Below are 25,950 nucleotides of genomic sequence, written 5' to 3'. Positions count from 1 at the left end.
AGGGGACTTGGGAGTAAGATTTTCAACGATTACTTTCGAATGAGCTGATGGAAACGCTGGCTAATCTGGAATCCTTCCTCCGCAGCGCGGAATGCGGCAGCTTTTCCGAGGCAGGTCGGCGTCTCTCGGTGACGCCGGCTGCTGTCAGCCGCAATGTCGCGATGCTGGAGCGCAATCTGGGCGTCCGGCTGTTTCATCGATCCACGCGAAAGCTGACTCTGACGGAGGCCGGGGAGACGTTCCGCGCAGCGATCGCCGACAATTTGGAGGGACTGCAGGCAGCAATTACTGGGATATCGACGGGGAGCAATGAGCCGGCTGGCCTTCTCAAGGTGAGCCTGCCGCCGACATTCGGCATAGGCCATATCCTGCCGCTGCTTCCCGGTTTCCTGGCCCGTTATCCGCGGGTACGCGCCGAGTGGCACTTCGAGAATCGCCAAGTCGATCTCGTCGGTGAAGGCTACGACGCCGCAATCGGAGGCGGATTCGAGTTGTCCCCCGGTCTCGTGAGCCGAACACTTGCGCCGGCACACATCGTCGCCGTGGCGTCTCCAGCCTATATGTCGGGACGAACATTTCCGACCAAGCCGGACGAATTGGCGACACTGGACGGCATCGTCATGCGCTCGCTGCAGACCGGGCGCATTCGGCACTGGTCGATGCGCGACGTTTCAGGTCGGGAAATTCAGGCCTCGCTCTCCGAGGCGATCGTGGTCAACGATCCCGCTGCGATGCGTGAGGCGGCATTATTGGGCCTCGGGGTCGCCATGCTCGCAACCGCCGACACCCTGCCCGCGCTCGAAAATGGTTCGCTGCTGCGCCTCGTGCCGCGCTGGTACTGCGACGCCGGCGCGATCTCGATCTACCATGCCTCGCGCAAGCTGGTGCCGGCAAAGACGAGAGCCTTCGTGGACTGGGTGGCGGATGCATTCAAGAAGAACAAGCTCGCGGAGCGCTTTGCGGGGAGTCTGAGCTGACACGCATGCCCGCACGTATGATCTAGGCCTTTGCGTCCGGCCCCCCTGCCCGTCGCCCCGGTGCAGGCCCAACATAACGCGCCCTTGGCCTGATCAGCTTGCCGAACTGCAATTGCTCGCTGGCATGGGCGATCCAGCCGACGCTGCGGGCCATGGCGAACAGCGCGAGCTCGCTGCCTCCAGGCAGGCGCAGCGCGTGCACGAGCACCGCGAGCGCGTAGTCGATATTGACGAGTTCGCCGGTCGCCTCCGCGATCCGCTCCGGCACCTCCTTGGTGAATTTGCGCGGTGCGCCGGCGCGGGCCAGGGCATTCAGCAGCGACTGCGCGCGCCGATCGCCCCGCTTGTAGACGCCGTGACCGAAGCCGGCAAAGCGTTCGCCGAGCGCGACGCGTTCGCGGACCATTGGCTCGACGTCACGATCCACCAGCGTCTTGACGAGCTGCGAGGCGAGCACGCCGGCGCCGCCGTGCTTCGGCCCCTTCAGGGCGGCGAGGCCGGCGATGACGGAGTCATAAAGATTGAGGCCGGTCGAGGCTGCGCAGCGCGCGGTGAAGGTGGACGCGTTCAATTCATGCTCGGCGAGCAGAACCAGCGCGCGGCGGATGAGATCGGCCGCGTGCTTGTTGTCGGGCGCCCAGGCCCTCGCGATCTGCTGGTGCAGCGGCTCGGCGGACGGCTCCGTATTGAGCATGGTCGCGACCAGGAGCCGGACGATGCGCGCACCGACCATCGCGCGTCCGTCATGCGCGCGGGTGAAGGCGCGGGGATCGGCGCTCGATGCGAGCGCCAGCACGGCAATGGCGCGATCGATCGGCGCGGCGCGGTGCGCCGCCTGCGCGATCAGGCGCATCTCATCGGACACCGCGGGCTGATTATCCGGCGCAAAGGGATCGACGCCGGAGACGTCCCACAGAAGCGTCGCGGTGTGCTCCAGCGTGTCGTGCTCGGCGAGATCGACGCAATTGACGCCGCGATAGATCGCGCCGTCCTCGGTGATGGTGGAGATCTCCGTGTCCATAACCGGCAGATCGGCATCGAAGCTGCGCAGACCGCGCGGCTCCGGCGACGGCACCCGGCGCTCCTTCAGCGCCCGGACGTCCTCGGCGCGATAGCGGTTCTTGCGCGAGTCCGGCGTCGGCTCGGAGCGGACCAGGCCGCGACTGACATAGGCGTAGAGCGTGGCCGGCGAGATCGCGAGCTCGGCGGCGGCTTCCCTGGCCGACAGGTAGAGCTCCTCGGAATTTTTCATATTGATTTATGTAATCAAGATTGATCAATCTGTCGAGAGACCTGACCTTTGGCTGGTGCAAAGGAGATTTGGGCCATGAACATCCACCTCACCAAAAGCCAGATCGGGCTGGACGGCGTTCCCGCGGCCGAAACCGTGCTGAGCCATGTCGACGGCGAGCGCGGCGAGTTGATCATCGCAGGCGAGCATGTTGGCCGACTGGCGAGCCAGTCGAGCTTTGAGGGCGTCACCGCCCGGCTCTGGAACGGCGCCAGCACGACCACGCTGAGCGAAGCCAATGTGCGCGCGAGCCTGGGCGCCGCACGCGAGCGCGCCTTCGCGCGGCTGGATGAGTTGCTGCCGGCAACGCGCGGCATGGGCATTATCGACGGGTTTCGCGCGGCGGTCGCGGGACTTCGCGCCGAGCACGGCCTCGCCCATGAGGCGACCATCGTCGGCGCATTCCCGGTGATTGCGGGCGCGCTGGTCCGCCGCGCTCGGGGTCTCGATCCCGTGGCGCCCGATCCGAACGTGAGCCATGCTGCCGATACGCTTCGCATGCTGCACGGGCGCGCGCCTGAACCACGCGAGGTCACGGCGCTGGACGCCTACCTCGTCACCGCCAGCGACCACGGCATGAACGCCTCGACCTTCACCGCGCGCGTGGTGGCCTCAACGCAGGCTGATCTGTTTGCCGCCGTCACCGCCGGCTATTGCGCGCTGACGGGCCCGCTGCATGGCGGCGCGCCGGAGCCGGTGCTGGAAATGCTCGACGCGATCGGCTCGCGCGAGCGCATCCAGACCTGGGTGGACGCGGCACTCGCCCGCGGCGAGCGGATGATGGGTTTCGGCCACCGCGTCTATCGCGTTCGCGATCCCCGCGCCGACGTGCTCAAGACCGCGATCGAGGCGCTGGCCTCGGACGGCGCCGACCTGCCCTTTGCCGGCGAGGTCGAAGCCTATATCCGCAGCGCGCTGCGCAAGAAGAACCCGGACCGGCCGCTGGAGACCAATGTCGAGTTCTTCACCGCGATCCTGCTCGATGCGCTGGCGATTCCGAGGCAGGCCTTCACGCCGATCTTCGCGGTGGCGCGCGCAGCCGGGTGGACGGCGCATGCGCGCGAGCAGCAGCGGACGGGACGGCTGATCCGGCCGAGCTCGTCATATGTGGGGGCGATGCCGAAGGCGTGATGAAACGTAGCCTGCATGGAACGGCGTTCTTTCCCTCTCCCCTTGTGGGAGAGGGTGGCTCGCCGCGCAGCGGCGAGACGGGTGAGGGGTTCTCTCCCCGCAGAATCCCTTGCATTGGAAATTGAGGAAGCAACCCCTCATCCGGCGCTTCGCGCCACCTTCTCCCACAAGGGGAGAAGGGAAGACAGTGGCGCGGCCTCAGGCCTCGCGCACCACGGTCTTCAGGTAATTATACGCCTTGATGATCTCGATCAGGCGGTCCTCGGTGGAGCGGTCGCCGCCGTTGGCGTCGGGGTGGTGCTGCTTCACCAGCGCCTTGTACTTGGACTTGACGTCGGCGAGCGTGGACTCGGGGCCGAGGCCCATCACCTGGAGCGCCTTGCGCTCGGCATTCATGATCTTGCGCGTCTCGGCCTTGGGCGCGGCCTGCGGCCCGGCGCGCCAGCCGGTGCGGCCATTGAGCTCCTGGAACATGCTGAACGGATCGAAGGCGCCGTCGATCTCGGCTTCCGCGCCTTTCTTGACGCCGCCATTGGCGCCCATCTTCCAGGTCGGACGATGACCGGTCAGCGCATCTTTCTGATAGCGCGCGACAGCGTCGGCATTCATGCCGGAGAAGAAATTGTAGTTCTGGTTGTACTCGCGCACATGGTTCAGGCAGAAGTGCCAGTACTCACGCTGATTGTCGCGACCCTTGGGCGCACGATGGGCGCCCTTGTTCTGGCACCCGGTCCATTCGCAATTGACCACGGCGTCGCGCGGCTTCACTTCCGGTTGCTTGCCTTTCGGCTTGACCCGGATGGAGTCGAAGAACTTTGATGAATCGATCGGCATGGCTGACTTTGACTACGCAATGCAAAAACCTTCAAGTCTTGACATTGCAATTAGCTGAAAACACATAGCCGAAGCTTCGCCTCGGCGTCCTGAAGAACGGCTACCCAAGGGCAGCCTACGCAATTGACGGAGTGCGGTCGCGCACCTTAATGGCACACCCATGGCTATGAGAGACACTATCAGCAACAAGTTGCAGGAAGCTTTCACGCCGGAAAGCCTGCAGGTCGTCGACGAGTCACATTTGCATGAGGGCCACGCCGGCCATCGGCCGAGCGGCGAGACGCACTTCCGCGTATATATCGTGTCTCAGAGCTTCAAAGGGAAGAGCCGGGTCGATCGCCACCGCATGATAAATTCGGCGCTGGCCGCGGAACTTGCAGGCAGCGTGCACGCGCTGGCGATCCACGCGCAAGCGCCGGGAGAAAATTAGCTTGGTCATTCCGGGGCGGCTCGAAGAGCCGAACCCGGAATCTCGAGATTCTCAGGTGCGCAATTGCGCACCATAGTTCGATGCTTCGCATCGCCCCGGAATGACCGAGGAATCAAAACGACGTCCCGGCCCGCCGCCGCTTGGCTTCTTCCATTTCCGTCTCGCGCGGCACCGGTGAAATACGGAGTGCGGTGATGCGGTTGCGTTCACGGCGGAGGACGCGGAAGCGGAAGCCGTGAAAGGTGAAACTCTGGCCGCGGTCGGGGATCGAGCGCGCCTCGTGAATGACGAGGCCGGCGACCGTCGTTGCCTCTTCGTCAGGCAGGTGCCAGTCCATGGCGCGGTTGAGGTCGCGGATCGGCACCGAGCCGTCGACGACGACCGAGCCGTCCGGCTGGGCGCGCACACCCGCGACCACGACGTCATGCTCGTCGGAGATGTCGCCGACGATCTCTTCCAAAATGTCTTCCAGCGTCACGAGACCTTCCACTTCGCCGTACTCGTCGACGACCAGGGCGAAATGGGTCTTGCGGCGGCGGAACGCCTTGAGCTGCTCGGAGACGGGCCGCATCTCCGGCACGAACCACGGCGGCAGTGCGATGGTGGAGACGTCGATGCGCGAGGTCTCGCCGTCGGCCGCGCGGATCGCGCGCAGCAAATCCTTGGCGTGGAGCACGCCGATGATGTTTTCCGGCTTCTCGCGCCACAACGGGATGCGGGTGTATTCGGCCGCCAGCACCTCGCGCACCAGATCCTCCGGCGGCAGGTCGGCGTTGATCATCGTCATCTCGGTGCGATGGATCATGACGTCGGAGACCTGGAGCTCGCGCAGATCGAGCAGCCCGCCGAGCATGTCGCGGTCCAGCTTCTCGAACTTGCCTTCATGATGCAGCAGGTCGACCGCGCCGCGGAGGCGCTCGGTCGGCGACAGGATCGCCTGGTGCTCGCCGGCAAGGCCAAACAGGCGCATCAACAGCCGCACGATGACTTCCACGATCCGCAGCAACGGCCCCAGCACGTACATCGTCAGCCGCATCGGGCGCGCGACCGCGAGCGCCATGCGGTCGGGCGCGTTGATTGCGATGGTCTTGGGCAGCACCTCGGCGAAGATCACGACCAGTGCGGTCATCAAGCCGGTGGCGTAGAGCACGCCGACGTCGCCGAACCAGGCCGTGAAGATGCTGGTGGCCAGCGCGGATGCACTGATATTGGCGATGTTGTTGCCGAGCAGCAGCGCACCGATCAGGCGCTCGCGCATGTCGAGCAGCTGCGAGACCACGTCGGCGTCGCGATTACCCTGCTTGGAGAGCCGCAGCATGCTGGCGCGCGAGGCGCCGGTCAGTGCGGTCTCGCTCGCGGCGAAGAAGCCGGAGACGAGCAGGCAGAGAATGACGATGGTGAATCCGAGCCAATCCATGAACCACTCTGGTTTCTTGTTTTGACGCGTTTTCTTGACGCGAACCGGTACCCACTTCGCTCGAAAACGCTTTAACGCCGTTCAGCCGCGTGTCACGCCTTCTGGGCGAGCTTGTCCTTGAGGAAGTCGCGCACCGGAGCCGGCTCGACGTTCTTCACGATGATTGCGCGCCCCACCGCCTCCAGCAGGATGAAGGTGAGCCTGCCGCGCTCGACCTTCTTGTCCTGCGCCATCAGCGCCATCAGCGCGTCGGCATCGGCAAGCCCCTCCTGCGCGAAACCGGCGATGTCCTGCAAGCGCGTCGGCAAGCCGGCTTCAATGAGGTGACGCTCGACTCGCGTCGCATCGGCTTCGCCGATCATGCCGAGCCTGGCCGAGAGCTGCGCCGCCAGCGTCATGCCGATCGCAACGCCCTCGCCGTGAAACAGGCGGTCGGAGAAGCCGGTCGCGGCTTCCAGCGCATGGCCGAACGTATGGCCGAGATTGAGCAGCGCACGCTCCCCGGTCTCGCGCTCGTCGCGCGAGACCACGCCGGCCTTGGCGCGGCAGGAGGTCGCGATCGCATGCTCGCGCGCCGAACCGCCTTTGGAGATGTCGGAATGGTTCTTTTCGAGCCAGGCGAAGAAGGCCTCGTCGCCGAGCACGCCGTATTTGGCGACCTCGGCATAGCCGGCGCGGAATTGCCGCGGCGATAGCGTGTCGAGCACGGCGGTGTCGGCGATCACCAGCACCGGCTGATGGAAGGCGCCGAGCAGATTCTTGCCCTGCGGCGAGTTGATGCCGGTCTTGCCGCCGACGGAGGAATCGACCTGCGCCAGCAGCGAGGTCGGCACCTGCACGAAGTCGACGCCGCGGCGCAGGATGGCCGCCGCAAAGCCGGCGAGATCGCCGACCACGCCGCCGCCGAGCGCGATGACGAGATCGTTGCGCTCGATCTTCGCGGCGATCAGGGCCTCGCTGACCTTTTCGAGGCCGGCATAGGTCTTGGAGATCTCGCCTTCCTCGACGACGATGCGCGATGTCGGAATGCCCGCGGCTGCGAGCGATGCCTCGGCGGGCTCGAGCCAGTATTTCGCGACGGTGCGATCCGTCACGATCGCGGTGCGCACGCCGGGACGCAGACGCGCGACCCGTTCGCCGAGCGAGGCCAGCACGCCGCGGCCGATGACGATGTCATAGGCGCGATTCTCCAGCGCGACCTCGACGTTGACGGGATCGGAATGTTTCAAGGGCGCGGTCATCGTGCGGCACTCGCGACGTCGGCTGGTGGCGGGGACGCCTGTTCGCCGCAAAGATGCGCGCGTAGCGTCTCGATGGTCTCATCAACGATCTTGTCGTGCGGCACGTCGCGCGAGGCGATGGTGAGGTCGGCATGGCCATAAACCGGCTCGCGCTCGGTGAGCAGGCGCGTCACGGTTCCTTCGGGATCGGCGGTCTGGAGCAGCGGACGGTCGGCGCGCCGGCGCACGCGGCGCATGATGACGTCATGATCGGCCTTGAGCCAGATCGAGATCGCCTTCGCCGCGATCCGGCCCCGCGTCTCCTCGCGCATGAAGGCGCCGCCGCCGGTCGCCAGCACGATGGGACCGCCGTCAAGCAGACGCGCGATCACGCGGGCCTCGCCGTCGCGGAAATGCGGCTCGCCGTGGCGCTCGAAAATTTCCGGTATGGTCATGCCGGCCGCCGCCTCGATCTCGGTGTCGGCATCGATGAAGGGCAGCTTGAGCCTGAGAGCCATGCGGCGGCCGATGGTGGATTTGCCCACCCCCATCATGCCGACGAGCACGATCGAGCGCGTCCCCAGCGCCGACAGGATGTCGGCCTCGGGCGAAGCTTGGATCGGCAACGCGGCGTCGGGCATTTGTCTCGCTCGATTGGGTCTCGCTCGATCTGCCGCCAAAGGCGGCATCCTTTGGCCACCTATACGACCCCGCAGGGGCCCTCGCCAGAGGACTCTTGCCACGAAACGGCGAACGTGTTGGATGATTTCATTGGTTAATTTGCTCGCCAAGCCCCTGACCGAGACCCCTCGAGATCCTGCCGATGCCCAGCCTGTTCCGCTTCCTGACGGTCGTCGCCGTGATCGCCGGCATCGTCTATGGCGTGGTCTTCGCGCTGGCGAACTTCGTCAATCCGAAGCCGCGGGAAATGACGGTGACGATCCCGCCGGATAAGTTTCTCAAGAAATAGGAGCTAGGCTGCCGGGCATGCGTGCCAGATCTTCCGCCAGCAAGCCCTCAGACACAAAACTCACCGGCCTGTTCCTCGACATGCTCGCGGCGGAACAGGGCGCCGGCCCCAATACGCTCGACGCCTACCGCCGCGACCTCACCGACTTCTCCGAGTTTCTCGGCCGCGTCGGCCATGCATTTGCGGATGCGGAAACACAGACGCTGCGCGACTATCTCGCCGATCTCGACGCGCGCGGCTTCAAGTCCACCAGCGTCGCGCGGCGGCTGTCGGCGATGCGGCATCTCTATCGCTTCCTCCTGAACGAACGCATCAGAACCGACGATCCCGCGGCGATCCTGTCCGGCCCCAAGCGCGGCCGCGGCCTGCCGAAGGTGCTGTCGATCGCGGATGTCGACCGCATGCTCCGCCGCGCCAAGGAATTGAGCGAGGCGGAGGATGCCTCGCCGTCGAAACGGCTGCGCGCCTTGAGGCTCTATTGCCTGCTCGAGGTGCTCTACGCCACCGGCCTGCGCGTCTCCGAGCTGGTGGCGCTGCCGCGCACGGCCGCGAAGCGCGACGCCCGCATGATCGTGGTGCGCGGCAAGGGCAACAAGGAACGGCTGGTACCGCTCAACGAGGCCTCGCGTCAGGCGATGGCCGATTATCTCGCGGCGACGGAGGCGGCCAAGGACAACAGCAAGACAGACAAGAAGAACAGCGTGGCGGCCTCGAAATGGTTGTTCCCCTCGTTCGGCGAGAGCGGACATCTGACGCGGCAGCATTTTGCCCGCGACTTGAAGGAGCTCGCGGTTGCTTCGGGGCTGCAGGCCCGGCTGGTCTCCCCCCACGTGCTGCGCCACGCCTTCGCCAGCCACCTGCTGCACAACGGGGCCGATTTGCGCATCGTGCAGACGCTGCTCGGCCACACCGACATCTCGACGACTCAAATCTACACCCACGTGGTCGAGGAGCGGCTGAAGAGCCTGGTCCGCGACCTGCACCCGCTGGCGGAGAAATGAGTCTCCGGTAGCCCGGCTACAGGCCACAGCCCGAAACCGCCTTGACTTCGGCCACATCTCCGCAGAAAGAGCCGGGGCCTCACGATGATTTGGCCGCCGCTCCCTGCGAGCACACAGGCCAACTCATTGACGAACCTAAACTTCTTTCCGCGACATCGAATCCGCTTCGCCGCCTCGCCCCGTCGTCCCTATATTGAGTTGATGCCAGACCAGATGCGCAGCTATCTCGATTTCGAAAAGCCCGTCGCCGAGCTCGATTCCAAGCTCGATGAATTGCGGACGCTTGCGGCCTCCGGCAGCGACATCGCCGAGGAGATCGGGCGGATCGAGGACAAGGCGGCGCAGGCGATGGCCGACCTCTATCTGAACCTGACGCCGTGGCAGAAGACGCTGGTCGCACGGCATCCGCAGCGGCCGCATTTCAACGACTTCATCAAGGGCCTGATCACCGAGTTCACCCCGCTCGCCGGCGATCGCAAATTCGGCGAGGACGAGGCGCTGGTGGCCGGCTTCGGCCGCTTCCGCGGCGAGGCCATCTGCGTGATGGGCCAGGAAAAGGGCGATTCCACCGAGAGCCGCATCAAGCATAATTTCGGCATGGCGCGGCCCGAGGGCTATCGCAAATGCGTACGGCTGATGGAGATGGCGGAGCGGTTCGGCCTGCCCGTGCTGTCGCTCGCCGATTCCGCCGGCGCCTATCCCGGCATCGGCGCGGAAGAGCGCGGCCAGGCCGAGGCGATCGCGCGCTCGACCGATGCCTGCATGGCGCTGACCGTGCCGAACGTCGCCATCATCACCGGCGAGGGCATGTCCGGCGGCGCCATCGCCATCACCACCGCCAACAAGGTCCTGATGCTGGAGCACGCGATCTACAGCGTGATCTCGCCCGAGGCCGCGTCCTCGATCCTCTGGCGCGACGGCTCCAAGGCGCAGGAAGCCGCCAACAACATGAAGATCACCGCCCAGGACATGCTCCGCTTCGGCGTGATCGACAGCATCCTGAAGGAGCCGGTCGGCGGCGCCCATCGCGACCCCGCCGCCATGATCGCCACCACGGGCGACGCCATCGCCAAGGCCTTTGACGAGCTGCGGGGTATGGACGGCGACGCCATCCGCAAGCATCGGCGGCAGAAATTCCTCGATATCGGCCGGAAACTGGGCTGATTCGGGCGGGTTTGGGGGCCCGTCGGATGCATCACCCTCCCTGGGGTAATGGGTCCTGGCTTTCGCCAGGACGACACTGAGCTTGAGGCCGGCCAAACCGCGCCGTAGGCCCCCGGTAGCCCCGCGTTAACCCTTTTTTTGCCCAAATCAGCGATCTCTGTACCGGTTTGGCCGCGAGGCCCAAGTTACGGCCCAGTTTAAGTCTTCGTTGACCACGCCTTTGGGCCAACGGGCTCGTGATCCCCGTTCGGGTTGCGACCACATGACCCAGAGGTTAGAATTTTAATCAATGGCTTCAGGGCAAAAGCGCTGGAGCGTGATTGCGAAAAAGCCCGTCGCGACGGGTCCGGGTCTCCGGTCGGATCATGCTTCAAGATTGGGGTTTGCGCGCGATGCTCTGGCCGCTGTGGGGTCTATCTTGATTTCTCGTTCGCTTGCTCGCGCGTTTTTGGTTTCGGTGGCGCTTGCCGCCAGCTTTGTGCTGGCCGGCTGCGACACCGACCAGGTTTCGCTTGCGACCAATGCCAAGGCCAACCAGCCGGTGCCGCCAAAGCTTCTCGCCGCCATGGTCGAGAAGAACATGGATCTGCAATCGCCGATCCTGGTGCGCCTGTTCAAGCAGGAGGCCGAGCTCGAGGTCTGGAAGCAGACCCGCAACGGCCAGTTCGCGCTGCTCAAGACTTATCCGATCTGTCGCTGGTCGGGCGACCTCGGGCCGAAGGTGCGCGAAGGCGATCGCCAGGCGCCGGAAGGATTCTACTCGATCAATCCGGGCCAGATGAATCCGCAATCGGCATACTATTTGTCGTTCAACACGGGCTATCCGAACGCGTTCGACAAGGCCTTGGGCCGCAGCGGCTCGCAGCTGATGGTGCATGGCGATTGTTCGTCGCGCGGCTGCTACGCGATGACGGACGAGCAGATCGCCGAGATCTATTCGCTCGGGCGCGAGTCCTTCTTCGGCGGCCAGAAGGCGTTTCAGCTGCAGGCCTATCCGTTCAAGATGACGCCGGTGAACATGGCCAAGCACCGGAACAATCCGAACATGCCGTTCTGGAAGATGATCAAGGAAGGCTATGATCATTTCGAGGTGACGCGGCAGGAGCCGAAGGTCGATTTCTGCGAGAAGAAGTACGTCTTCGACGCCGCCAAGCCGCCCGACGCCAAGCGCGATCCGGTGTTCGACGCGTCTGCAAAGTGCCCGGCCTATGTGATCCCCGAGGAGATCGCCAGCGCTGTGCGCGAGAAGGATGCGCGCGACCAGGCGGAGTACAGCAAGCTGGTTTCGCGCGGCACGCCCGTTGCGCGCATGAACACCGGCATCGACGGCGGCATGAACAAAATCTTCGCCGCGAAGATTCCGGAAGGCTCGACCGGCCTGTCGGAGGGCGCCGAAGGCACGACGTTGCAGATGCTGGCCATGGCGAAGGCGCCGGGCACGATCCCTGGGCACGTCAATCCGCCGAAGCCGAATCTCGATGCAGCCGCGCCCTCGCCGCAGGAGGAGCCGGTTGTCGCCGTCAGCGCGCCCGCCGCCAACACCCGCGTCGCCACCGCTGCTGCACCTGAGAAATCCGGCTTCTTCTCGAATCTCGGCCGCAAGATGGGCATGGGCAACGCCGAGGCCACGGCGACCACGCCTTCGCCGCAAGCCACGGCATCTGTCGCCCCGGCCGCGACGACCACGACGCCGCCGAGCGCGGCGTCCCGGCTGAAGGCCGCGGTGACCCGGTTCGTGCCGGGTCGCGATACATCCAAGGACGCGCCGAAGCCAGCGATTGCCGCCGCCAAGCCTGCCGAACCTGCGAAGCCCGACACCCGTCTCGCCGCAACCCGCCCTGCGCTCAAGCCGTCGGTGTCGGATGGCGCGGGTGAAGCAACCCAGATCATGGGAGCCGCGCCGGTCGTGCAGTCGAACTCGTTCGACAGCCGGTTTGGGGCCGTGAAGTAAACGGGCGGGAACCTCGCGCCCCTTCCCGATTCTTACCAAGCTGACGGCCGTCCGGGATGATCAGCGGCATTCCAGGACCTGAAGCCCTTGAATTGCGATGATATCCTCTCTATGATATACAATAATCCTGTATATCATGGAGCATTCCATGCTGGTCTCCAAATGGGGTAACAGCCTCGCAGTCCGTCTGCCTAAGGCACTCGTTGAGGCCTTGAACCTCGCCCCCGGTGACGAGCTCAACGTCGTAGAGGCTTCGACAGGCCAGATCGCCGTAGAGAAGGTCGACAGACGAGCGGAATTTCTCAAGCAAGCCGAGCAGTTCCGGATTCCCCTGCCCGAGGGTTACAAATTCGACCGCGACGAAGCGAACGAGAGATGAGTTCGTTCTTCGACAGCAACATCTTGGTCTATGCCTTTTCGGCCGACATCCGGCGCGAGCGCGCGCTGACCACAATCGCTGGCGGCGGCGTCATCAGTGCGCAGGTGCTGAACGAGTTCACCAATGTGCTGCGCAAGAAGCAAAGACAGGACTGGTCCGTTATCGAGGCCGCGGTGCAAGCCATCCGATTTCGGTTTCCGGATATCGCACCGCTCACCGCCGACACGCACGCTACGGCGCTTGCGCTTGCGCGCGACCATACGCTTGCCTTCTACGATGCTCTGATCGTAGCGGCCGCAATCGAGGCTGGCTGCGAGACGCTGTATAGCGAGGACATGCAGCACGGCCGCAGCATCGGTGGGCTGTCCATCGTCAATCCGTTTCTCAGAAGCCCTTCACCGTCACCCTGAGGTGGCCGCTTCTTCAGCTACCCTCGAAGGGCGACGGCCCGGCCCAGCGCGGCCGTGCATCCTTCGAGGCTCGCTACGCGGTGCGCTTGCACCGCGCGGCTCGCGCCTCAGGATGACGGAACTGATATGGACGCGCGCTGTGAGACATGGTCGGGGTCAGCAGCACACAACCTACGGCGCCAGATACCGCAGCAGCTCCGGATTGCCCCTCACCTCGGCTGCTTCGCCTTGCAGCGCGACGCGGCCGCGGTCCAGTACGTAGGCGTAATCGGCGACGCGGAGTGCGAGGTCGAGGTGCTGCTCGACGATGATGACGGCGATAGTTTTCGCGAGCTCGATCAGGCGCTCGGTGATCTCCTCGATCACACCGATCCAGACGCCTTCGGTCGGCTCGTCGAGCAGAAGCAGCTTGGGATCGCCCAGCATCGCGCGGCCGATGGCGAGCATCTTGCGCTCGCCGCCGGAAAGCGTGCCGGCGGGCTGGTCGAGGCGCTGGCCGAGCTTTGGGAATATCGTCAGCACGTGGTCGACCGCGTCGGCTTTCCTGCTCGCGAGCGAGCCGACCGCGAGATTGTCGCGCACCGACAGGCGCGCGAACACCGAATGCTCCTGCGGCACGTAGCCGATGCCGGCGCGTACGCGCTCCTGGGTCGCGCGGCGGCTGATGTCGCGGCCATCGAAGGCGACCTCGCCCTTCCACGCCGGCAGCTCGCCGACGATGGTCTTCATCAGCGTGGTCTTGCCGGCGCCGTTGCGGCCCAGCACGGCGACACCGCCGCGCCAGGGAATGCCGAGGTTGACGTCGAACAGGACCTGGCTGCGGCCATAGCCGGCGTCGAGATGCTTGATGTCCAAAAATTCAGGCACGGCGCAAATAGATCTCCTGGACGGCCTTGTTGGCCTGGATCTCCGACACAGTGCCGGATGCCAGCACCTTGCCCTGGTCGAGCACGGTGAGGCGATCGCAGGTGTCGCGGATGAAATCGAGATCGTGCTCGACGATGACCAGCGAGCAATGTTTTTTGATCGGCTGCAGCAATTCGCCGGTGACGCGGCGCTCCTCCAGGCTCATGCCGCCGGTGGGCTCGTCCAGCAGCAGAAGCTTCGGCTTGCCGGCCAGCGCCATCGCGATCTCCAGCCATTGCTGCTGGCCATGCGACAGCGCCGCCGCCGCGTCGAAAGCGCGGTCAGCGAGGCGGAACTGCGTCAGCATGGTCATGACCTGATCGTGCAGGAGCCCGCGCGTGCGCGAGAACACGAGATCGAACAGCGAGGACTGCGCCTGCAAGGCGAGCAGGATGTTGTCGTACAGCGTCAGCGTCGGCAGCACGCTGGTGATCTGGAATTTCAGGCTCATGCCGGCGCGGGCACGCTCGGTCGGCGTGAACGCGGTGATGTCGGTGTTGACGAAGGAGACCTTGCCCTGTGTCGGCATCTCGGCGCCGGCGATGCACTTCATCAGCGTGCTCTTGCCGGAGCCGTTCGGGCCGATCAGGCCGTGGAACTCGTTCTCGCCGACGGTCAGCGCCGCGCCATCGAGCGCGGTGAGCTTGCCGAAGATTTTCTTGACGCCGGTGGCTTCAAGGAGCGGCATCGCGCTTCTCCTTCGCCTTTGCTCCGAAGCTGCCGACCCGCTCGCGTTCGCCGAGCACGAAGCTGATCAGGCCGAGCGGCCGGAACAGGATCACGAGCAACAGCAGCACGCCAAGAATGATCGGCCAGACCTCACGATAATTGTCCGAGAGCCAGAAGCTGACACCCTCGACGATGACGGCACCGATGACGGCGCCGATCAGCGTCCCGGAGCCGCCGAACAGCACGTAGAGCACGACTTGCGTCGACACCACGACGCCGACCATGTTGGGCCACACGAAACCTTCGTGGAAGGCGTAAAGGCTGCCGGCAAGACCCGCCACCGCGCCGCCGATCGCGAAGATGATCGCCTTCAGGTGCTGCGCCTTGTAGCCGAAGAAGGCGATGCGCTGCTCGTTCTCGCGCAGGCCGGCCAGCGCCAACCCGAACTGCGAGCGCACCAGAAAACGGCAAAGCAGGTAGACCACAACAAGAAGGCCAAGCACGAGATAATAGAACGGCGGCCCTTCCGAGAACTCGTAACTGCCGACCGTCATCGGCGCGATCGAGGGGATGCCGTTCTGGCCACCGAGATAGTACCAGCCGCGCGCCAGCCGGTCGGCGGCGTAGGATCCGGTCAGCGTGCCCAGCGAGACGAAGATCACACTGGAGGGATGCCGCCCCAGCAGCAGGAAGCCGCCGAGCAGCAGCGCGAAGGTGAGGCCGATGATGGTGCCCGCAGGCAGCACCAGGAAGATGTTGGTGATGTCGAGGTCGCGCGCGAGCAGCGCCACGCCATAGCCGGCTGAACCAAAAAACAGCGCCTGGCCGAAGCTCATGATGCCGGCATAGCCCCACACCAGGTCGAACGACAGCGCGAACAGCGCGAGGATGATCACCCGCGTCGCGAACACCGTGAGGTAGTCCTGCAGCACCAGCGGCGCGAACAGCGCCGCGACGAGCACGGCGCCCTCCACGATCGGCAAGACCTTTCGTCCCGGAGCGGCTTGCTTCGCTGATGCGTGTTCAGTCATCGCGCCGACCGCCTCCCCGCCGATCTCGGCGGGGATTGCCTGTTTCACTGCGCCCATCGACTTCAGCATTCCAGCTTAACACTCCTTGGGATCGACGAGCCCGTCGCTGCGTCCGACGATCTCGTAATTGCCGCCCTTGGCGACCGCGGTGTACATTTTCATCTTGCAGTGCCGCTTGCCCGGCACCATCTCGGCCGGTCCGCCCGGACCTTCGGCGATCTTGGCGTGGTCGAGCGTAGCCGCAACCGACTCGCGGTCGATCTTGCCGGCTTCCTTGACGGCGGCTTCCCACAGCTTCAGGCCGCGATAGGTGCCGGTGGCGGCGCTGCCGGCGGCGAACAGGAAGTTGCCCGGGAAATCCTTCTCGTAGGCCGCCTGGATTTTGGCGTCGAACGGGTTCTCCTTGGTCAGCACCTTGAAATAATCGAGACAGCTGGCGAGCCCCTCGATCTCGGCCGCCTGATTGATGTTGAGCGTGTTCTCGTCATAGTAGACGCAAGCCAGCCGTCCGCCATTCTTGAGGAAGCCGGCCTCATAGAGTTGCTTGAAGAACGGACCGACACCGGGCGGGATGACGGTGTTGAAGACGACGTCGACCTTGTTGGAGATGATGCGGTTGACGGTCGAGGAGAAATCGACCTGGTCGAGCGGATAATATTCCTCGAACACGACCTCGCCGCCGTTGGCCTCGATCACCTTGCGGGCATAGACGTTGAGCGTGTGCGGCCAGACGTAGTTGGCGCTCGGCAGCGCGAACTTCTTGCCGCCGTTCTTGATCAGCCAGGGAATGAACTCGTCGCACTGCTGCGCGGGCGTCGGCCCAGTGCAGAACAGATAGGGCGTGCACTCCTTGCCTTCGTAGAGCTGCGGATAGATGTAGAGCGTCTTGCCGCGCGCGACGATCGGGTCCTTGATCGCGTTGCGCATCGACGAGGTGATGCCGCCCAATACCATGTCGACCTTGTCGCGCTGGATCAGCTTGCGGACGTTGCCGACCGCGACGGATTCGTTCGAGGCGGTGTCCTCGATATAGAGCTCGAGCGGGCGGCCGAGCAGACCGCCGCCGGCGTTGATCTCCTTGATCACCATCTTCGCGACGTTGGCGTCGGCATTGCCGGCGTAGGCGATCGGCCCGGTGAGGTCAGTGGCGATGCCCACCTTGATCGGGGCTTCGGCCGCATTAGCCCAGGGCGCCGGAATCACCCAACTGCCGACGCCGGTGGCGACCGCGCCGGAGGCAAAGGCGAAATTCGAGAGGAAGCGGCGGCGGGAGAGCTGAGTGCGATCGGACATGTGACTAAACCCCTTTTCCAGCGATGAGGCCCTGCGGCCGGAATTTGATGAAGACGATGGCGAGAACAAAAACGAGGACATCGGCAACGACGGGCGCCATTACCCAGGGCAGCGCGGCACTGAGCGTGCCGATGAGCCCGGCGCCCGCGACCGGCCCGATGAAGGAGCCGACGCCGCCGACCATGACCGCGACAAAGCCCTGGATCAGGAAGCGCAGGCCGAGATCGGCGAACAGGCTGAACACCGGCACGATCAGAGCGCCGGCTAGGCCGGCAAGCGCCGCACCGAACGCAAAGGTGGCGCCATAGATCAGCGGCGTGGAGATTCCGGAGGCGCGCGCCAGCGAAGGATTTTCCAGCGTGGCGCGCACGCGCAGGCCGAAGCTGGTGCGCGCCAGCAGCAGATAGCAGCCACCCATCACCAGCGCCGTGATGACGATGATGGTGAAGCGCCAGGCCGAGATGTGCATGGCGCCGATGTCGATCGAGCCGCCGATCGGCTCCGGCACGGTGAGATAGAAGCCGCCGATCAGGCCGCGCACGGATTCGCGGATGATCAAGCCAAGCGCATAGGTGCCGAGCATGGCGACGATGGGTGCTGCGTAGAAGCGGCGGATGATCAGCGCCTCCAGCACGAAGCCGAGTGCGCCGACGACGAAGGGCGCGGCGACCATGCCGGCCCAGATCGGCAGGCCCTTGGCGTAGGCGAGATAGGTAATGTAGGCCCCGAGCAGGACGAACTCTCCCTGCGCGAAGTTGAAGATGCCCATCATGCTGGCGATGATCCCGAGCCCCAGCACGATCAGGACGATGATCGCGCCGAAGCTCAGGATCTCGAACGCCGCGACGAACGCGTTAGCCATATGATGGGTTCTTGTTTTGACGCGTTTTCTTGACGCGAACCGGTATCCACTTAGCTTGAAAACGCTCTGGTCCGTCCGTCTGCATAAGTCCCTCGCTCACATCTTCTTCCAGTCGCCGATCTGCTCGAACGCGTGCGCGGCGCGGTAGATGGTGGATTCCTCGAACATGCGTCCGACCAGCATCAGACCGACGGGCAGGCCGTCGACCATGCCGCAGGGCAGCGACATCGCGGGATGATGGGTGATGTCGAACGGCGCGGTGTTGGAGATCATTTCCAGCGCACGCGCGACATAGTCCTCGCGGCTGGCCGTGGGCTCCGGCAGCTTCGTCGCCTTCATCGGCGTGGTCGGCAGCAGCAGCAGATCGTAGTCTTTGAAGGCCTTGTCGTAGGCCGCCGTCAGGCGGCGGGAGATGTTGAGCGCCTTGCCGTAATAACGGGGACCGAAAGTATTGTTGATGTAGGTGCCGAGCAGCAGGAACAGCTTTGTGGTCTCGGACAGTGAATCCGCCTGCCGGCGCCAGCCGCGATGGAAGTCCATCAGCGTGGTCGAATAGAGGTCGGAGCGGGACAGGCCATAGCCGTCGCCATACATCATGGTCTGGGTCATGCCCTCGGTGCCGATCGGCGTCCAGATCGCGGGGCCGGCGAGATGCATCGGGATCGAAACCGTCTCGACCGTGGCGCCGAGATCCCTAAAACGCTTTGCGGCCTCCCGCACGCTCTCGTTCACGGCGGCTTCGGCATTCGCCTGCTCAAAACCTTCCTTGAGGATGCCGATCTTCATGCCCTTGACGCCCTGGCCGAGCGCCTTGGTGTACTCCTCGACCTTGGGCGCCTTGATGCGGGGATCGTAGCCGTCGTCGCCGGCGAGCACTTCGAGCAGCAGCGCGTTGTCGGCGACGGTCGCCGTCATCGGGCCGGTGTGATCGACGAACACCTCGATCGGCATGATGCCGGTGTAGGGCACGAGGCCCCAGGTCGGCTTCATGCCGTAGGTGCCGCAGAACGAGGACGGCATGCGGATCGAACCGCCCTGGTCGCCGCCGATCGCCATGTCGACCTCGCCGAGCGCGACGACGACGCCTGAGCCTGACGACGAGCCGCCGGCCGAATAGCCCATCTTGTGCGGATTGTGGACGGCGCCGACCGCATTGGTGTGGCTGCCGCCGGACATGCAGAAGGATTCGCAATGGACTTTGCCGGCGATCTCGGCGCCGGCATCGAGCATGCGCGTGACGATGGTGGCGTCGAAATCGGGGACGTAGCCTTCCAGCGTCGCCGAGCCGTTCATCATGGGAACGCCGGCGAGCATGATGTTGTCTTTGAGAGCGACCGTCTTGCCCTTGAGCTTGCCGCTCGCCGCACCCTTGACGGTCGACTTGCGATACCAGGCGTTGCGCGGGTTCTCTTCCGGCGAGGGCCGATAGCCCGGCGTGCGCGGATATTTGACCTCCGGCACCTCGTCCGGCATGGCGCCGACGAGATTGTAGGCTTCGATCGAGCCCTGCATCAGGCCGCGGAACGAGGCGACATCGTCGTCGGATAGCGAAAGGCCGCACTGGTCGGCGACACTGCGCAATTGGGCTGGCGTGGGAAGGACAACTGTCACGGCGCTCTCCTCAAAGGCTTCTTGATCCCTGGAATTGGAATCCCTGGCATTGGAGCCTCATGGGCGCACGTGTGCGGCGCGCGCCAATCGGCTTCACCTCGATATTACAGACGGAAATATTTTCCTTTTCAAGTATTATTTTGGAATCTGGCGTTTGCAGATGGCCGCGCCGGCATCAGATCGGTTTGATCAGCTTGAAGTCGAGGCCATCCGCCCCGGCGAGATACATTTGCATCCGGGTGTGACCGTTCCTGACGGTGACGGGGCCGCGCGCGCCGCCATAGACGATGTTGCGGCCGGCCGCGAGCATCGGGCCCATCGCCAACGTGCCCGCCTTGTTCGCGACTGCCTCGAGGAAGCGCAGTCCCTCATAGCTGGATTGACCGAGCGAGCCGATCGGAGGCCCGTTCGGCCCGAACATCGCGCGATAGCGGCTCTGGAAGTCGTCGTTGGCCCGCGATCCGATGCCGGGGAAATAGCCGGAGGCGCAGAACAGGTTCTCGCTGTTGTCGGCGCCGATTCCGAGCAACACGGTCTCGTCCATCGCCCCGGCCAGCCGCAGCGTCGTGGCGCCCAGGCCGCATTCGCCGAACGCGCGATTGAACGTGATGCTGTCGGTGCCGATCAACGAGATCAGCACGACGTCCGGCCTCGCGGCACGGATGCGCTCCAGATGCGGCTCGTGGTTGTCTTCGCCGAGGGGAACGAACTCTTCGCCGACGACATGGCCGCCGGCCTCCTTGATGTAGCGCTTCACCGCGCGGTGTGACTGCCAGGGCCAGACATAGTCGCTGCCGATCAGGTACCAGCGCGCCGCCTTCTTGACGTCGGCGAGCCAGTGAATGGAGGGGCGGCTCTGCCAGCGCGGCGTCTCGCCGATCGCCATGACGCCCGGTGTCTGCTCGCCGCCCTCGTAGACGGGTGTGTAGATGTAGGGGATGCGGTGGCGGGTGGTGACCTTGCGCAGCGCCACGCGCACCGCGCTGGTATGCAGTCCGACGATGAGGTCGATCTCATCCGAAGCGATCGCCTGCTCGGCGCGGCTCAGAATCTCGTCGAGCGGACCGCCAGCGTCATAGATCGAAAGCTCGATCTCGCGCCCGAGGATGCCGCCGCGCTTGTTGATCTCGGCGACCGCGAGCTGCGCGCTGCTTGTCGCGCACGGGCCCCAAACGCCGGGCGAGCCGGTGCAGCACATGAAGCCTCCGATGCGGAGCTTGTTGTGTGCACCGCGGCGCTTCATGAAATGCGCGTCAACCGGCGACAGGTCGAAATCCGCTGCCGCGGGCGACAGATTCCTGAACAGCAAGGACGGCGGTAAGGCCGGACCGCCGTGAGCCGGGAAGTTTACCGTCGCGCGCACGCCAACTCCTGTCTGACACCAGACTTGAAAGCTCATTCAGCAGGCGGCCGCGGCACCCGCCCTATTGTTGGGCAATATCCTATTTTGAAAATATTGAATATTCAAGAATTGAAGTGCATATAGATGCAGCATCGATTGCAAGACATTCACTCATTTGGGTCAAGACAAAGTCTTAGCCGTGGCAAAACCGAACACCCCGATCACCGAACACCTCGCCTACCTGCTCGCGCAAGCCAACCGGGAGATCAACCGGCAGCTCGAACTGCGGTTGAGCAAGGAAGGCGTCCCCGTCGAGCAGTGGCGCATCCTGAAAGTGCTGTCGGATGGCAACGGCCATTCGATGGGCGAGCTGGCGGATGCCGTGCTGCTCAACCATCCAACGCTGACCAAGATGATCGACCGCATGGTCTCTGACACGCTGGTCTACCGCGTGCAGGACCCGAACGATCGCCGCAAGGTCCTGATGTTCATCTCCGACCGCGGCAAGGTGCTGAGCAAGAAGCTCAACTCGCTCGCGGTCGACCAGGAAGAGCACATCCTGGAGAGCTACGGCGACAAGTCGACGAGCGAATTGAAGCGGCTGCTGGAGAGCTTGATCGACAGCTCGAATTGAGGGTGCGTTTAGCGCGCTCCCTTAACACGGTCGTCCCGGCGATGGAGATAGAGCTGCGCGCCACATACTCGCTGTCATCGCCCGATTTAATCGGGCGATCCAGTATTCCAGAGACCCATGTGATTTGAACCGAGAAGCCGCGGCGTACTGGGTCGCCCGGCTAAACCGGGCGACGACAGCGGAGACTGAGGCGCCGACGTCGACGCCTCACATTCAAGCCTTACGCATACCGCCCGTGGCAGTGCTTGTACTTCTTGCCTGAGCCGCACGGACAATCCTCGTTGCGGCCGATCTTGCCCCAGCTGGCCGGGTTCTTCGGATCGCGCAACGCGGCGTCGGTGGCCTGCGCGCCCAGCGTGACGCTGGCGAGCGCCATTTCGTCCTCGCCGGTGTTCGGGTCGAACTTGTGGGCTTCCATCGGCGGCAGCACCGGGGCTTCCTGCTCCGGCGGCACGATCTCGACCCGCATCAGCTGCGCAGTGACGGCCTCGCGTAGATGCGCGCTCATCTCCTGGAAGAGGTTGAACGCTTCGGTCTTGTACTCCTGCAACGGATCGCGCTGGCCGTAACCGCGCAGGCCGATGACCTGGCGCAGATGGTCGAGCATGATCAGATGCTCGCGCCAGAGATGGTCGAGGGTCTGCAGCAGAATGGTCTTCTCGACGTAACGCATCACGTCGGGGCCCCATTGCGCGACCTTGGCGGCCATGTGCTCGTCGGCGCGGGTCTCGATGCGCGTGAGCAGTTCCTCGTCGGCGATGCCCTCTTCCTTGGCCCAGTCCTCGACCGGCAGGTCGAGATCGAGCACGCGCTTGAGCTCTTCCTTCAGGCCCGCGACGTCCCACTGCTCGGCATAGGCATGCTCGGGCACGTGCTTGGCGACGAGGTCGTCGATGAAGGCGTGGCGCATGTCGGCGACGGTCTCGGCGACGCTGTCGTCCTTCATCAGGTCGACGCGCTGGTCGAAGATCACCTTGCGCTGGTCGTTCTGGACGTTGTCGAACTTGAGCAGGTTCTTGCGGATGTCGAAGTTGCGCGCCTCGACCTTCTGCTGCGCCTTCTCCAACGCCTTGTTGATCCAGGGATGGATGATCGCCTCGCCCTCTTGCAGGCCGAGACGCTGCAGCATGCTGTCGAGGCGATCCGAGCCGAAGATGCGCATCAGATCGTCTTCCAGCGACAGGAAGAATTTCGAGCGGCCGGGGTCGCCCTGACGGCCGGAACGGCCGCGGAGCTGGTTGTCGATACGGCGGGATTCGTGGCGCTCGGAGCCCATGATGTAGAGGCCGCCGGGCTTCTTCACGGTCTTGGCGGGCTTCGAACCCTTCGCCGGCTCGATCTCGACCTCTTCCTCGGCCTTCAGCACGATGTCGCGGAAGTGCTCGATGTCGGCCTTGATCTGCTCGATCTTCTTGGCCTTTTCGGCCTCGTCCTCGATCGAAGCGGCCTCCTGCTGGATGCGCATTTCCAGCGAGCCGCCGAGCTTGATGTCGGTGCCGCGGCCGGCCATGTTGGTCGCGATCGTGATCGCGCCGGGTACGCCGGCTTCCGCGACGATGTAGGCTTCCTGCTCGTGGAAGCGCGCGTTCAGCACCGCGAACAGCTTTGCCGGCTTGCCGGCGCGGGCCGCGGCGTACAGCTTCTGCATCGAATGTTCGCTGCCGAAATCGATCTGCCGATAGCCGTGCTTCTTGAGATATTCGGCGATCACTTCCGATTTTTCGATCGAGGCGGTGCCGACCAGCACCGGCTGCAGCCGCGCATTGGCACGCTCGATCTCGGCCAGGATCGCGGCGTATTTCTCGTTCTGGGTGCGATAGACCTCGTCGTCCTCGTCGAGACGGGCGACCGGCAGGTTGGTCGGGATTTCCACGACCTCGAGCTTGTAGATGTCGAACAATTCGTCGGCTTCGGTCAGCGCCGTGCCGGTCATGCCGGCGAGCTTTTCGTACATCCGGAAATAGTTCTGGAAGGTGATCGAGGCCAGCGTCTGGTTTTCCGGCTGGACCTGCACGTGCTCCTTGGCTTCCAGCGCCTGATGCAGGCCTTCGGAATAGCGGCGGCCCTGCATCATGCGACCGGTGAACTCGTCGATGATGACGACCTCGTCGTCGCGGACGATGTAGTCCTTGTCGCGCGTGAACAGCGTATGGGCGCGCAGCGCCTGGTTGATGTGGTGTACGACGGAGACGTTCTCGACGTCGTAGAGCGACTCGCCCTTGAGCTGGCCGGCATCGCGCAGCAGCGTCTCGATCTTCTCCATGCCGGCTTCGGTCAGCGTCACCGTGCGCTGCTTCTCGTCGACGTCGTAGTCGGATTTGTCGAGCTTGGGCAGGAAGCCATCGATGGTGTTGTAGAAGTCGGAGCGGTCGTCGAGCGGGCCGGAGATGATCAGCGGCGTGCGCGCTTCGTCGATCAGGATGGAGTCGACTTCGTCGACGATGGCGTAGAAGTGCGGCCGCTGGACCATGTCCTCGAGCCGGTACTTCATGTTGTCGCGCAGATAGTCGAAGCCGTATTCGTTGTTGGTGCCGTAGGTGATGTCGCAGGCATAGGCGGTCTTGCGCTCGGCATCGTCGAGGCCGTGCACGATCACGCCGGTGGTCAGGCCGAGGAAGCCATAGATCTGGCCCATCCAGCCGGAGTCGCGGCGGGCGAGGTAGTCGTTGACGGTGACGACGTGGACGCCCTTGCCGGCGAGCGCGTTGAGGTAGACCGCAAGCGTTGCGACCAGGGTCTTGCCTTCGCCGGTCTTCATCTCGGCGATGTCACCCTCGTGCAGCACCATGCCGCCGATCAGCTGGACATCGAAATGGCGCTGGCCGAGCGTGCGCTTGGCGGCTTCGCGGACCGTGGCGAAAGCGGGGACCAGCAGGTCGTCCAGGGTCTTGCCCTCGGCGAGCTGCTTCCTGAACTCGACAGTGCGAGCCTTGAGGGCCTCGTCGGAGAGTTTCGAGACCTCGGGCTCCAGCGCGTTGATCGCGTTGACGCGGGACTGATATCCCTTCACCCGCCGGTCGTTGGCGGAGCCGAAAAACTTGCGGGCGAGCGCGCCGATCATGCTTAGTTCCTGTGTTCGCGATTCAACCGCGTTCGCGTTGCAGCCAAGAGGTTGTCACCCTCCTGCCTATCAACTCACCGTGACGCCTGCTGGGCGCCGGAGCCCGGACTGCGGGGGGTCCATCCGCCATATGGGTGGGAGTTGGGCAAGTCTGGGTTCAACGGCCAAAAACGCAGCAAAATAAACGCCATCGCATGGACGCGACCGGGCAGAGATATGGCCCGGTCAGGGCCTTGTCAACGGCGGGTGCATTGCGGCTAATTCATCATTTTGACAGACTTTTCGCGTTGCCAAGGCCCCCTGAATTGGGCGAGTGTCCGCCCCGCTCGAGCAGCCCCCTGCTTCAACAAAAGGATTTTCCATGACCACCTCGTTCCCGGTAACCAAAACCGGCCTGCGCTTCGGCCTCGCCACCGCCCTGGTGGGCTGCCTTGCGCTGGCGCTGATCGCGGGGCCCGGCCGGGCTGCCGACGATCCGGTGCTGGCGAAGGTCAATGGCGCTGAAATCAAGAAGAGCGACGTCGCCATGGCCGAAGAGGAACTCGGGCCGAGCCTCGCCCAGATGGACCCGGCGACCAAGGACGAGAACGTTCTGTCCTTCCTGATCGACATGAAGATCGTCGGCAAGGCCGCCGAGGACAAGAAGCTCGCCGACGGCGAGGAGTTCAAGAAGCGCCTGGCGTTCGCCCGCAACCGCCTCCTGATGGACAGCCTGCTTGCCGGCGAGGGCAAGGCCGCCACCACCCCGGATGCCATGAAGAAGGTCTATGAGGAGGCCTCCAAGCAGATCACCGGCGAGCAGGAAGTGCACGCCCGCCACATCCTGGTCGAGACCGAGGACGAGGCCAAGGCGGTGAAGGCCGAGCTCGACAAGGGCGCCGATTTCGCCGAGCTCGCCAAGAAGAAGTCCAAGGATCCGGGCTCGGCCGACGGCGGAGACCTCGGCTTCTTCACCAAGGAGCAGATGGTGCCGGAATTCTCGGCAATCGCCTTCGCGCTCGAGCCGGGCAAGATCTCCGACCCCGTGAAGTCGCAGTTCGGCTGGCACATCATCAAGGTCGAGGAAAAGCGCAGCCGCAAGGCGCCGGACTTCGAGCAGGTCAAGGCGCAGATCGAGCAGTATGTCACCCGCAAGGCCCAGGCCGACTATGTCGCCAAGCTGCGCGCGGAGGCGAAGGTCGAGCGGATGGACCAGCCGGCGGATGCGGCCAAGGACGCCAAGCCGGCCGATGCGGCCAAGCCGTCTGACAGCAAGATGGCGCCGCCCGCGAAGAAGTAAGAATTCGCTGTCACTTCGGTGACGTGAAGAGTATCTAAGCCTCTGTGATGCCCGGCCCCCGCGCCGGGCATCTGCATATCCAGATCC

The 25,950-nt window shown here is 64.4% G+C and carries 24 protein-coding genes; 11 read left to right on the top strand and 13 right to left on the bottom strand.

All coding sequences use genetic code 11. The features are described 5' to 3' along the window. Window positions 1-47: 47 nt before the first annotated feature. Window positions 48-977, top strand: coding sequence for a LysR family transcriptional regulator (locus GWG67_RS28950; RefSeq protein WP_275172735.1), 930 nt, complete (start codon window positions 48-50; stop codon window positions 975-977). A 22-nt stretch (window positions 978-999) separates the two neighbouring features. On the opposite strand, the gene GWG67_RS28945 is transcribed toward GWG67_RS28950, so the two are convergent. After that, window positions 1,000-2,229 carry a citrate synthase family protein gene (locus GWG67_RS28945; RefSeq protein WP_275172734.1) on the bottom strand — a complete coding sequence of 410 codons (1,230 nt, stop codon included), beginning with the start codon at window positions 2,227-2,229 and terminating at the stop codon, window positions 1,000-1,002. Between the two features lie 75 nt (window positions 2,230-2,304). On the opposite strand from GWG67_RS28945, the gene GWG67_RS28940 reads away from it, so the two are divergent. Then, window positions 2,305-3,399, top strand: coding sequence for a citrate synthase/methylcitrate synthase (locus GWG67_RS28940; RefSeq protein WP_275172733.1), 1,095 nt, complete (start codon window positions 2,305-2,307; stop codon window positions 3,397-3,399). A 198-nt stretch (window positions 3,400-3,597) separates the two neighbouring features. On the opposite strand, the gene GWG67_RS28935 is transcribed toward GWG67_RS28940, so the two are convergent. Beyond that, a complete protein-coding gene (locus GWG67_RS28935) occupies window positions 3,598-4,233 on the bottom strand; it encodes a J domain-containing protein (protein WP_007599228.1) in 636 nt (211 codons plus the stop codon). Between the two features lie 160 nt (window positions 4,234-4,393). Here GWG67_RS28935 and GWG67_RS28930 point away from each other — a divergent pair, with 160 nt between their 5' ends. Next, complete coding sequence (locus GWG67_RS28930) at window positions 4,394-4,663, top strand: BolA family transcriptional regulator (RefSeq protein WP_275172732.1); 270 nt, start codon at window positions 4,394-4,396, stop codon at window positions 4,661-4,663. Window positions 4,664-4,775: 112 nt separating this feature from the next. Here GWG67_RS28930 and GWG67_RS28925 read toward each other — a convergent pair whose 3' ends face one another. From GWG67_RS28925 to GWG67_RS28915, 3 genes are all read right to left on the bottom strand, one after another. After that, window positions 4,776-6,080: an HlyC/CorC family transporter gene (locus GWG67_RS28925; protein ID WP_275172731.1), complete on the bottom strand. Its 1,305-nt coding sequence runs from the start codon at window positions 6,078-6,080 to the stop codon at window positions 4,776-4,778. 92 nt (window positions 6,081-6,172) lie between these two features. After that, complete coding sequence (gene aroB, locus GWG67_RS28920) at window positions 6,173-7,321, bottom strand: 3-dehydroquinate synthase (protein WP_275172730.1); 1,149 nt, start codon at window positions 7,319-7,321, stop codon at window positions 6,173-6,175. After that, entirely contained in the window at window positions 7,318-7,941 is a 624-nt protein-coding gene (locus tag GWG67_RS28915) for a shikimate kinase (protein WP_275172729.1), read from the bottom strand. Before GWG67_RS28915 ends, aroB begins: the two co-directional genes overlap by 4 nt. A 182-nt stretch (window positions 7,942-8,123) precedes the next feature. On the opposite strand from GWG67_RS28915, the gene GWG67_RS28910 reads away from it, so the two are divergent. From GWG67_RS28910 to GWG67_RS28885, 6 genes are all read left to right on the top strand, one after another. Next, window positions 8,124-8,270 carry a hypothetical protein gene (locus GWG67_RS28910; RefSeq protein ID WP_035669499.1) on the top strand — a complete coding sequence of 49 codons (147 nt, stop codon included), beginning with the start codon at window positions 8,124-8,126 and terminating at the stop codon, window positions 8,268-8,270. A gap of 17 nt (window positions 8,271-8,287) precedes the next feature. Continuing rightward, window positions 8,288-9,271, top strand: coding sequence for a site-specific tyrosine recombinase XerD (xerD, locus tag GWG67_RS28905; RefSeq protein WP_275172728.1), 984 nt, complete (start codon window positions 8,288-8,290; stop codon window positions 9,269-9,271). A 201-nt stretch (window positions 9,272-9,472) separates the two neighbouring features. Then, complete coding sequence (locus GWG67_RS28900; protein ID WP_275172727.1) at window positions 9,473-10,435, top strand: acetyl-CoA carboxylase carboxyltransferase subunit alpha; 963 nt, start codon at window positions 9,473-9,475, stop codon at window positions 10,433-10,435. A 418-nt stretch (window positions 10,436-10,853) separates the two neighbouring features. Continuing rightward, entirely contained in the window at window positions 10,854-12,386 is a 1,533-nt protein-coding gene (locus tag GWG67_RS28895) for a murein L,D-transpeptidase family protein (protein ID WP_275172726.1), read from the top strand. Between the two features lie 148 nt (window positions 12,387-12,534). Next, window positions 12,535-12,765 (top strand): AbrB/MazE/SpoVT family DNA-binding domain-containing protein, encoded by a 231-nt coding sequence (locus tag GWG67_RS28890; protein WP_275172725.1) that lies wholly within the window; start codon window positions 12,535-12,537, stop codon window positions 12,763-12,765. Further along, complete coding sequence (locus GWG67_RS28885) at window positions 12,762-13,175, top strand: PIN domain-containing protein (RefSeq protein ID WP_275172724.1); 414 nt, start codon at window positions 12,762-12,764, stop codon at window positions 13,173-13,175. Before GWG67_RS28890 ends, GWG67_RS28885 begins: the two co-directional genes overlap by 4 nt. Window positions 13,176-13,346: 171 nt before the next feature. Here GWG67_RS28885 and GWG67_RS28880 read toward each other — a convergent pair whose 3' ends face one another. The 7 genes from GWG67_RS28880 to GWG67_RS28850 all read right to left on the bottom strand — a co-directional run bounded on the left by GWG67_RS28880 (window position 13,347) and on the right by GWG67_RS28850 (window position 20,910). Continuing rightward, the gene (locus GWG67_RS28880; RefSeq protein ID WP_275172723.1) at window positions 13,347-14,042 is read right to left on the bottom strand and encodes an ABC transporter ATP-binding protein; all 696 of its coding nucleotides are present in this window, start codon (window positions 14,040-14,042) and stop codon (window positions 13,347-13,349) included. Continuing rightward, a complete protein-coding gene (locus tag GWG67_RS28875) occupies window positions 14,035-14,769 on the bottom strand; it encodes an ABC transporter ATP-binding protein (protein ID WP_275172722.1) in 735 nt (244 codons plus the stop codon). The genes GWG67_RS28880 and GWG67_RS28875 overlap by 8 nt, the downstream gene beginning before the upstream one ends. Continuing rightward, window positions 14,756-15,850, bottom strand: coding sequence for a branched-chain amino acid ABC transporter permease (locus GWG67_RS28870; protein ID WP_275172721.1), 1,095 nt, complete (start codon window positions 15,848-15,850; stop codon window positions 14,756-14,758). The genes GWG67_RS28875 and GWG67_RS28870 overlap by 14 nt, the downstream gene beginning before the upstream one ends. 6 nt (window positions 15,851-15,856) lie before the next feature. Beyond that, the gene (locus GWG67_RS28865) at window positions 15,857-17,074 is read right to left on the bottom strand and encodes a substrate-binding protein (RefSeq protein ID WP_007599205.1); all 1,218 of its coding nucleotides are present in this window, start codon (window positions 17,072-17,074) and stop codon (window positions 15,857-15,859) included. Between the two features lie 4 nt (window positions 17,075-17,078). Continuing rightward, on the bottom strand, window positions 17,079-17,936 hold the full coding sequence (locus tag GWG67_RS28860; protein ID WP_275172720.1) for a branched-chain amino acid ABC transporter permease: 858 nt from the start codon (window positions 17,934-17,936) through the stop codon (window positions 17,079-17,081). A 96-nt stretch (window positions 17,937-18,032) separates the two neighbouring features. Next, complete coding sequence (locus tag GWG67_RS28855) at window positions 18,033-19,547, bottom strand: amidase (RefSeq protein WP_275172719.1); 1,515 nt, start codon at window positions 19,545-19,547, stop codon at window positions 18,033-18,035. Window positions 19,548-19,722: 175 nt separating this feature from the next. Beyond that, window positions 19,723-20,910 carry a substrate-binding domain-containing protein gene (locus GWG67_RS28850; RefSeq protein ID WP_275172718.1) on the bottom strand — a complete coding sequence of 396 codons (1,188 nt, stop codon included), beginning with the start codon at window positions 20,908-20,910 and terminating at the stop codon, window positions 19,723-19,725. A gap of 178 nt (window positions 20,911-21,088) precedes the next feature. Here GWG67_RS28850 and GWG67_RS28845 point away from each other — a divergent pair, with 178 nt between their 5' ends. After that, a complete protein-coding gene (locus GWG67_RS28845; protein ID WP_007599198.1) occupies window positions 21,089-21,523 on the top strand; it encodes a MarR family winged helix-turn-helix transcriptional regulator in 435 nt (144 codons plus the stop codon). Window positions 21,524-21,743: 220 nt separating this feature from the next. Here the strand turns inward: GWG67_RS28845 and secA are convergent, their stop codons facing one another. After that, complete coding sequence (gene secA, locus GWG67_RS28840; protein WP_275172717.1) at window positions 21,744-24,584, bottom strand: preprotein translocase subunit SecA; 2,841 nt, start codon at window positions 24,582-24,584, stop codon at window positions 21,744-21,746. A gap of 361 nt (window positions 24,585-24,945) precedes the next feature. Here secA and GWG67_RS28835 point away from each other — a divergent pair, with 361 nt between their 5' ends. After that, the gene (locus tag GWG67_RS28835; RefSeq protein ID WP_275172716.1) at window positions 24,946-25,863 is read left to right on the top strand and encodes a peptidylprolyl isomerase; all 918 of its coding nucleotides are present in this window, start codon (window positions 24,946-24,948) and stop codon (window positions 25,861-25,863) included. Window positions 25,864-25,950 lie beyond the last annotated feature (87 nt).

This window comes from Bradyrhizobium sp. CSS354 (assembly GCF_029051725.1).
GTDB lineage: Bacteria > Pseudomonadota > Alphaproteobacteria > Rhizobiales > Xanthobacteraceae > Bradyrhizobium.
This window is presented reverse-complemented; position numbering and strand designations above follow the sequence as displayed.